The organism is Bradyrhizobium sp. LTSPM299, from assembly GCF_000938235.1.
Taxonomy (GTDB): domain Bacteria; phylum Pseudomonadota; class Alphaproteobacteria; order Rhizobiales; family Xanthobacteraceae; genus Bradyrhizobium.
Window position 1 is genome coordinate 84,788 of record NZ_JYMU01000035.1, and the last position, 8,634, is coordinate 93,421.

General features: G+C 62.6%; 8 protein-coding genes. 6 read left to right on the top strand and 2 right to left on the bottom strand.

What is annotated here, in order from left to right; all coding sequences use genetic code 11:
- Nucleotides 1-22 precede the first annotated feature (22 nt).
- On the top strand, nt 23-1,444 hold the full coding sequence (locus UP10_RS19515; protein ID WP_044588912.1) for an amidase: 1,422 nt from the start codon (nt 23-25) through the stop codon (nt 1,442-1,444).
- 171 nt (nt 1,445-1,615) lie between these two features.
- On the opposite strand, the gene UP10_RS19520 is transcribed toward UP10_RS19515, so the two are convergent.
- On the bottom strand, nt 1,616-2,260 hold the full coding sequence (locus UP10_RS19520; protein ID WP_502692214.1) for a TetR/AcrR family transcriptional regulator: 645 nt from the start codon (nt 2,258-2,260) through the stop codon (nt 1,616-1,618).
- Between the two features lie 208 nt (nt 2,261-2,468).
- On the bottom strand, nt 2,469-3,170 hold the full coding sequence (locus tag UP10_RS19525; RefSeq protein ID WP_044588913.1) for a haloacid dehalogenase type II: 702 nt from the start codon (nt 3,168-3,170) through the stop codon (nt 2,469-2,471).
- Nucleotides 3,171-3,493: 323 nt separating this feature from the next.
- Here UP10_RS19525 and UP10_RS19530 point away from each other — a divergent pair, with 323 nt between their 5' ends.
- From UP10_RS19530 to UP10_RS19550, 5 genes are all read left to right on the top strand, one after another.
- On the top strand, nt 3,494-3,700 hold the full coding sequence (locus UP10_RS19530) for a ferredoxin (protein WP_044588914.1): 207 nt from the start codon (nt 3,494-3,496) through the stop codon (nt 3,698-3,700).
- 52 nt (nt 3,701-3,752) lie between these two features.
- A complete protein-coding gene (locus UP10_RS19535) occupies nt 3,753-4,991 on the top strand; it encodes a cytochrome P450 (RefSeq protein ID WP_044588915.1) in 1,239 nt (412 codons plus the stop codon).
- Nucleotides 4,992-5,075: 84 nt separating this feature from the next.
- Complete coding sequence (locus tag UP10_RS19540) at nt 5,076-6,398, top strand: MFS transporter (RefSeq protein WP_044588916.1); 1,323 nt, start codon at nt 5,076-5,078, stop codon at nt 6,396-6,398.
- 7 nt (nt 6,399-6,405) lie between these two features.
- Nucleotides 6,406-7,071 (top strand): sulfite oxidase-like oxidoreductase, encoded by a 666-nt coding sequence (locus UP10_RS19545; RefSeq protein WP_044588917.1) that lies wholly within the window; start codon nt 6,406-6,408, stop codon nt 7,069-7,071.
- Nucleotides 7,072-7,098: 27 nt separating this feature from the next.
- On the top strand, nt 7,099-8,322 hold the full coding sequence (locus UP10_RS19550) for a bifunctional alpha/beta hydrolase/OsmC family protein (protein ID WP_044588929.1): 1,224 nt from the start codon (nt 7,099-7,101) through the stop codon (nt 8,320-8,322).
- Nucleotides 8,323-8,634: the final 312 nt, after the last annotated feature.

Here is an 8,634-nt window from a genome sequence, read left to right on the forward strand (position 1 = left end):
AAACCGATAGGAGCAACGGCGCATGGCAGATCAGGGATTGGTACGGGAAACGGCATGCGCCATCGTCGACAAACTGAGAGCCGGCGACGTGACCCCGCTCGACCTGCTCGACGTGCTGGAAAAGCGCATCGCGGAGGTTGACGGCAAGGTCAACGCGCTGCCGACGCTGTGCTTCGACCGTGCTCGCAGCCACGCAAAGGCCTTGATGCAGAAGCCCGCGGCCGAGCGCGGCCTGCTCGCCGGCCTGCCCGTTCCGATCAAGGACCTCACCAATGTCCAGGGGGTTCTGACGACGCTGGGCTCGCCGATCTTCAAGGACAATATCCCTGCAAAGTCCGACCTGATGGTCGAGCATCTCGAACACAATGGCGGCGTGATCTACGCCAAGTCGAACACGCCGGAATTCGGCGCCGGCGCCAACACCTTCAACGAGGTGTTCGGCCCGACGCGCAATCCTTGGGATACATCGCGCTCGGCTGCCGGCTCCTCCGGCGGTGCGGCGGTGGCGCTCGCGACCGGCACGGCCTGGCTCGCACACGGCTCCGACATGGGTGGCAGCTTACGCAACCCGGCCAGCTTCTGCGGCGTTGTGGGCCTGCGGCCGAGCATCGGCCGCGTCGCGCACACACCGAAATTCGGGGTCAACCGTACGCTCGGCGTGCAGGGACCGATGGCGCGCAACGTCGAGGACCTTGCGCTGCTGCTGGATGCGATGAGTGGCGAGCATGCGGCCGATCCACTGTCCCTGCCCGTGCTGCCGACATCGTTCCTGTCAGCGGCGCGTTCTGGCAACAAGCCGAAGCGGATCGCCTATTCACCCGACCTTGGCATCACGCCTGTCGATGCTGAGGTCAGGGCGGTAACCCGCAAGGCGGCGGAGCGTTTTGCCGAAGCCGGCGCGATCGTCGAGGAAGCCCATCCCGACCTGCGCGAAGCCCATGAATGCTTCCACGTGCTGCGCGCGTTCGATTTCGCGATCAGCAAGGCCGAATTGTTGCGCACCAAGCGCGACCTGCTCAAGCCGGAGGTGATCTGGAACATAGAGGAAGGCCTCAAGCTTTCCGTCGAGCAGCTCGCGCGTGCCGAGGCGCAGCGCGTGGCGCTGACCGAGCGGACCCTCGCCTTCTTCGACAAGTATGACCTGCTGCTGGCGCCCGCGACGATCGTGCCGCCGTTCCCGATCGAGAACCGCTACGTCGCCGAATGCGACGGCAAGAAGTTCGACAATTATGTCGAATGGCTCGGCATCGTCTATGCGATCACGCTGGCCTGCTGCCCGGCGCTGTCGTTGCCCTGCGGCTTCACCGCATCGGGACTTCCGGTCGGCCTGCAGATGGTGGCAAAACCCCGTGCGGAGGCGCAGCTTCTGGCCGGCGCGAAGGTGCTTGAAGATATTCTGGGTCTGCGCGGCACGACGCCGATCGATCCGCGGCCGCCGAAGTAAGGCCTGAATTCGTCATTGCGAGCCAACGGATCGGACGAACGCGCGCCCGATGACAGGCTCCGCGAAGCAATCCATGCCTCAGCGTATGCCGAGCGATGGATTGCTTCGTCGCTCCAGCACAAAATTGCTTTGCAATTTTGTCGCGGGCTCCTCGCAATGACGCGGTGAGGCTTACGCCTTCTCTTCCGCCGCCTTCAGCGCGACTGACAGCGCGAGCTTGGTCTGTTCGACGATCTCGTCCATCAATTCCTCGCGGCTGATATGGGCGACCTCGCCGGTGAGCAGTCCCTGCTCCGCCAGCATCACGATGCCGTGCAGTCCGGCCCAGATCTTTAGCGCCTGGCGTTCGCGCAGCAGGCCGACCGCCGGCGCCTCGAACGCCTCGATCAACAGCGCCAGGGTTTCCATCGCCGCCGTATGCAGCTCGCTGCCGACAGGCGCGCAGGCCATGGTTCGCGACGCGAACATCAGCCGGTAGATGCCGTGGCGCTCTAGCCCGAAGGCGAGTGCGGCTTGCGCAAAGCGCGACAGTTTCGATTGCGATACCGGCGTCTCGATGGCCTCGCGCATGATCACGTTGAACTGCCGGAACGCTTCCGCGGTCACCGCCTGCAGCAGCGCGTCGCGGTCGGCGAAATGCCGGTATGGCGCCGGCTGCGAGACGCCGAGCTGCTTCGCCAACGCCTTGATGCTGATCGCCTCCGGGCCGCCGAGTTCGACCTCCTGCAAGGCAGCCTGGATCAGGGCGTCTCGGAGATCGCCATGGTGGTAGGTTTTGAACGGCTTACGAACGATTTGTCCCATCACGGCTGACATCACTGACTTTTCGCTTGACGCGCAAGCGCTTCGATAATGTAATATGCTATAACTTGGCGATCCGGTTAAGAGGCCGGCCGCCCCCAAGCAAGAACTTACATAAAGAGGAATGAGGAAACCGGCGCGCCCGATTGCACGCGAGGGCCCGAAGGAAAGCGCCGCCTGAATCCAGGTCAGTGGTCGGTCATCCGAGACTTCCCCTCACGAGCTACATCCAACCAGCTTCTGAAAGAAATCCCGGAACTTGATCGAGTGCCGCGGCAACCTTGTTCGGCGAATAGTCGGGCAACGGCTTGCGGCCCGTGCCGCGGTCGATCCAGATCGCCCGGAACCCAAGATCACGCGCGGCGACGAGATCGAGATGCGGGCTGGCGCAGATATGGACGAGCCGCGGCTTGTCAATCCCGATCGACGCCCAGGCATACTTGAAAATTTCACGCGATGGCTTGTAGGCTTGGGCCTGCTGCGCCGTGATCACCCGATCGATGTGACCGCCAAGCTGTGCGACGTTCCCGGCGATGATCGCATCGTCCGTGTTTGAGATGATCGCCAGCTTGAATCCCGCGGCCTTCAGGCGGCCGAGCGTCGCGACCACTTCCGGAAAGGGCGGCATCTTGCCGATCGACGACGTCAGGATCTCTGCGTCATTCGGGTCCGACGGCAGCGACAACTCGGTCATGGCGGTTTCAAGCGCTTTGGCGGTCACCTCCTTGAACGACAGATGCGGGCGGCTTCGCTCGAGGGAATGTTCATGGCGATCAAACACCTCCAGAAACGCCTGCGGCTCGATGCTCGATCCGGTGCGCGCCAGAATTCGATTTGTCGCCGAGATCAGGCCCTCATCCCATTGAATCAGCGTCCCGTAGCAGTCGAACGTCAGCCAGTCCGGACGCGACCCGATGAGTGCCATCGCAAATACCCCTTCAGTCTGCCGTTCATGCTGACAATTCACAGCGTCATTTGGAAATTAGATTCCTCAATGGTCTCGATCGAAAATCCAAATGATGATCCCTCTTGCAGATCGCGGATTGGCCACTCTGCCGTGCAGACGTTGCCCGGACGGTCCACCACGCCGAATTTTCGCTTGACGCGTAAGCGGTTCGATAATGTAATATGCTATAACTTGGTGGTCCGGTTAGATGCCAGCCGCCCAAGCAAGCTAGAACTTGCAAAGAGAACAATGTGGAACCTGGCGCGCCCCACTGCGCGCGAGCACCGAGGGAGAGCGCTTGCATGTCCAAGCTGAAGATCCGCGTCGACCAGGACAAGTGCCAGGGTCACGCCCGCTGCAAATCACTCGCCCCCGAACTGTTCGAACTCGACGAATACGGCAACGCCCATGAGATCGGCGACGGGTCCGTCCCTGATGGCCTCGAGGACAAGGCTTGGCTTGCCCAGACCAATTGTCCGGAAATCGCGATCGAGGTCACGGAAGAGTAACCCCCGTCGCATTCAGTCCATTCTTGAACGAACGAGCAGAGGAAACGACCCGATGTCCGATTCCGAGTCCGTAAACTTCGTGCCCGAACACCCGGCGGTCACCGACTGGGTCAACGATTTCGACCACACCGATCCGACCTGGACCGAAGATCCGTTTCCGATCTGGGAGGAGCTGCGCGCCGCCTCGCCCGTCGTGCACACCGAGCGCTTCCTCGGCTGCTACATGCCGACCACTTATCAGGCGGTGAAGGAGATCGCCTACGACACCGAGCATTTCTCCTCGCGTCGCGTGATCGTGCGCGACGTCCGCCCCGACATCACCGCGAGGGCGCCGCCGATTACCTCCGATCCGCCGGAGCACAAGCCCGCCAAGCAGGTGCTTCTGCACCCCTTCACGCCCGATGCGATGAAGAAGCTCGAACCGCGGGTGCGCGCGATCTGCAACGAGCTGATCGACGAGTTCATCGCCGATGGCCGTTGTGACGCCGCGGCGCGCTACACCAAGCACATCCCGGTGCGCGCCATCGCCCACATGCTCGGCATCCCCGAGAAAGACGGCGACCTCTTCATCAAGTGGATCCACCAGATCCTCGAGCTCGGCATCAAGGACGACAACCAGCTGATGAGCGGCGTGCGGGAGATGACGGGCTACTTCATGGCCCATCTCGAGCAGCGCAAGCTTGAGCCGGGCGACGACCTGATCTCAAGCCTGATGCAGGCAAAGGGACCGGACGGCCAGCCGCTCTCGGACGATCATGTGCTCGGCTCGCTGCGGCTGCTTTTGATCGCCGGCATCGATACCACCTGGAGCGCGCTCGGCTCCTCGCTCTGGCATCTCGCCAAGACACCCGCTGACCGCGAGCGGCTGCTCGCCGAGCCCGCATTGATCCCGACCGCGATCGAGGAATTCCTGCGCGCGTATTCGCCGGTGACGATGGCCCGCGAGGTGATGAAGGAGACCACGATCTCTGGCTGCCCGGTGAAATCGGGCAACATGGTGCTGCTGTCGTTCCCGGCGGCCAACCGCGATCCCGCCATGTTCCCCGACGCCGACAAGGTGGTGATCGACCGCAAGGAGAACCGCCACGCCGCCTTCGGCCTGGGCATCCATCGTTGCGTCGGCTCCAATCTGGCGCGGATGGAGATGACGGTCGCAATCGAGGAATGGCTGAAGCGGATCCCGGATTTCCGGCTCGACCCGGCCGGCAAGGTCACCTGGTCTGAAGGCACGGTGCGCGGCCCGCGTCAACTGCCAATGCTCTTTGGCAAGAACGCCTCCAAGAACGCCTGACGAGCCGGAGAGCAGTTCCATCACGCCACCCAAATGAGGTAGCTTGGCCCCGGAATCAAACAAAAGAGTCCGGGAGGCCACGCTATGACCGATCAAACCGCTCAGTCCGCGAGCGACCATCTCGACATCCACGACGTCGAGCGGCGGGTGAAGGCGATCTTCATCGGATCGGTCGGCAATCTCGTCGAGTGGTATGATTTCTACGCCTACACGGCATTTGCACTGTATTTCGCGCCGGCGTTCTTTCCGAACAGCGATCCGGTGGTGCAGCAGCTCAATGTCGCGGTGTTGTTTGCCGCAACCTTCCTGATGCGCCCGCTCGGCGGCTGGCTGTTCGGCTACATCGCCGATCGCTATGGCCGCCGCCTGTCGCTGACGCTCTCGGTGGTCTGCATGTGCTTCGGCTCGCTGATCATCGCGGCGACGCCGACCTACGCCACGATCGGCATTGCCGCCCCCGTGATCCTGGCGCTGGCCCGCATCATCGAGGGCCTGAGCCTCGGCGGTGAATATGGCGCAAGCGCCACCTATCTCAGCGAGGTCGCCGACCCGAACCATCGCGGCTTCTATTCCAGCTTCCAATACGTCACGCTGATCGGCGGCCAGCTCACCGCGATCATCGTGCTGTTGCTGCTGCAAAAGGTCTTCCTGACGCCGGACGAGCTGAGGGCCTGGGGCTGGCGGATTCCGTTCGTGATCGGCGCTTTCCTTGCGATCTTCGCGGCGGTGATGCGGCGCGGCCTGCACGAGACCGAGGCGTTCATCGAAGCCAAGAAGGTTTCCAAGCCGACCGGTTCGATCCGCGGCCTCCTGAACTACCCACGCGAATTGCTGCTGGTGGTCGGCCTCACCGCCGGTGGCACCGCGGCGTTCTATACCTTCACCACCTACATGCAGACCTTCGTCAAGCTCTCGGTGGGCCTGACCGAGGACCAGACCACCTTCGTGATCTTCGGCTCGCTGATCTTCGCGACCATCCTGCAGCCGATCTACGGCGCGCTTTCCGACCGCATCGGCCGCAAGCCGCTCCTGATCTTCTTCGGCGTCGCCGGAACGCTGGCGACCATCCCGATCCTGACTGTATTGAAGGAGACCAAGTCGCCCTTCATCGCGTTCCTTTTGATCTGCTCCGCCTGGATCTTCGTCGCCGGCTACACCTCGATCAACGCAATCGTGAAGGCCGAACTGTTCCCGACCAATGTCCGCGCGCTCGGCGTCGGGTTACCATACGCCATCACTGTCTCGGTGTTCGGCGGCACCGCGCCGGCGGTCGCGCTCTACTTCAAGAGCATCGGGCATGAAGACTGGTTCTACTACTACCTCAGCGGCATGATCTTCCTGTCGTTGCTGATTTACACGACCATGCGCGATACCAAGCACGAATCGGCGATGCATCGCCACGAGTGACGCCGCCATGACCGACGACGACCAACCGCCCACCGAGAGCAAGCTGACGCGCAGCAAGCAGCGTTGGGCGCGCGAAGGCAAGTTCCTCACCGGCAAGATCAGCCGGCCGGAGGAACAGCGCTTGCCGCCCGGTCAGCATCTGACGCGGGATTGGCCGGTCCTCGACCTTGGGCTGCTGCCCAATATCTCCGAGGCACGCTGGCGTCTCGACGTCTACGGCGCGGTCGCGCATCCGATCTTCTGGACCTTTGAGCAATTCGTGGCGCAGCCGCAGACGCAGTTCGTCTCCGACATTCACTGTGTCACGACCTGGTCGCGCTATGACAATCAATGGGAGGGCCTCGCAACACGCGACCTGCTCGCCGCCTGCCAGCCACGTGAGAACGCAAGCTTCGTCGTGCTGCACTCGCATGACGGCTATACGACGAACCTGCCGCTTGAGGATTTCGCCGTCGAGGACGCCCTGCTCGCCCATAGCTGGTCGGGTAAGCCGCTGGAGCAGGAGCATGGCGGCCCGGTACGGCTCGTGGTGCCGCATCTGTATTTCTGGAAGAGCGCCAAATGGCTACAGCGCATCGAATTTCTGACCGAGGATGCGCCGGGCTATTGGGAGGTGCGCGGCTATCACAATCGCGGTGATCCCTGGGCCGAACAGCGCTATTCTGGCGACTGAACAACAGCAACAATGATGGAGCCCGACATGCCGCATGAACGCTTTCAATTCACCGGTGTCGGCGGCCATCAGCTTGCCGCTGCGCTCGATACGCCTGACGGACCGGTCAAGGCCTATGCGCTGTTCGCGCATTGCTTCACCTGCGGCAAGGACGTGCTGGCCGCAAAGCGCATCGCGGTGGCGCTCGCGGCCAAGGGCATTGCCACGTTGCGGTTCGATTTCACCGGCCTCGGCTCCAGCGAGGGCGATTTTGCCAATTCGACCTTCTCGTCGAACGTCGCCGATCTCGTCCGCGCCGCCGATCATCTGCGCGAGACACGGCAGGCGCCCGCGATCCTGATCGGCCACAGCCTCGGCGGCGCCGCGATCCTCGCGGCAGCCGGGCAGATTCCGGAAGCGAAAGCGGTCGTCACCGTCGCGGCACCGTCCGATCCCGCCCATATCACGCATCTGTTCAAGGACAAGGTCGAGGGCATCCGCGCGCAGGGTGAGGTCGAGGTGTCGCTCGCTGGCCGCCCGTTCCGCATCAAACGCGAACTGCTCGACGACGTCGCCGAGCAGAACCTGACGGCGCAGGTGACCAAGCTGCACAAGGCGCTGCTGGTCATGCATTCGCCGACCGACGATACCGTCGGCATCGACAACGCCACGCATATCTTCGTCGCGGCCAAACATCCCAAGAGCTTCGTCTCGCTTGCGGGCGCCGATCATCTGCTAAGCGGGAAACAGGATGCTGCCTATGTCGCCGACGTGATCGGCGCCTGGGTCGAACGCTATGTCGATCTCGCGGCACCGAAGCCGACGGCAAACACGAGCAACACGCCGCGCAACGTCGTGGTGCAGGAGACCCGCAACAGCAAGTTCCAGCAGATCGTCACGACAGGGCCACACCGGATGCTGGCCGATGAACCCGCCGCCGCTGGCGGCGAGGATACCGGCCCCGGCCCTTACGATTTCCTGCTGACTGCGCTCGGCGCTTGCACCTCGATGACGATGCGGATGTATGCCGACCGCAAATCGCTGCCGGTCGAGCGCATCACCGTGACGCTTCAGCACAACAAGATCTATGCGAAGGATTGCGAGGAGTGCGAGACGCGGGAGGGCATGCTGGACCAGATCGACCGCGTCATCAAAATCGAGGGTGCGCTCGACGCCGATCAGCGCAAGCGGCTGATGGAAATCGCCGACAAATGCCCGGTGCACAAGACGCTGACGTCGGAGGTGCGGATCGTGACCAAGGCGGCAGAGTAAACGGCCGCCGCAGACGCGCGCTGCCAAAATATCGAAAACAACCCCATGCAAAGTAGCCGGCCGCTGCCGGCGCTCGACACGGCAACTTGACACGTCGGGCAACTCAGAGGTATTCTTCCAATATTCCGAAATCGTGTACCCGACCCGCCCGCACTTCTAGCACTACTTTGGCAGATTTTGGCGATTGATTGGCGAAACTGGATTCCCGAATCAGATTTTCAATGATTCATGGGTGGTCGGCTTTGGAGGGCCGACCATGGTGGACACGAAGTCGAAGTGGGAAGACGAGCTTGGGCGCTGGCTCAAGCCATT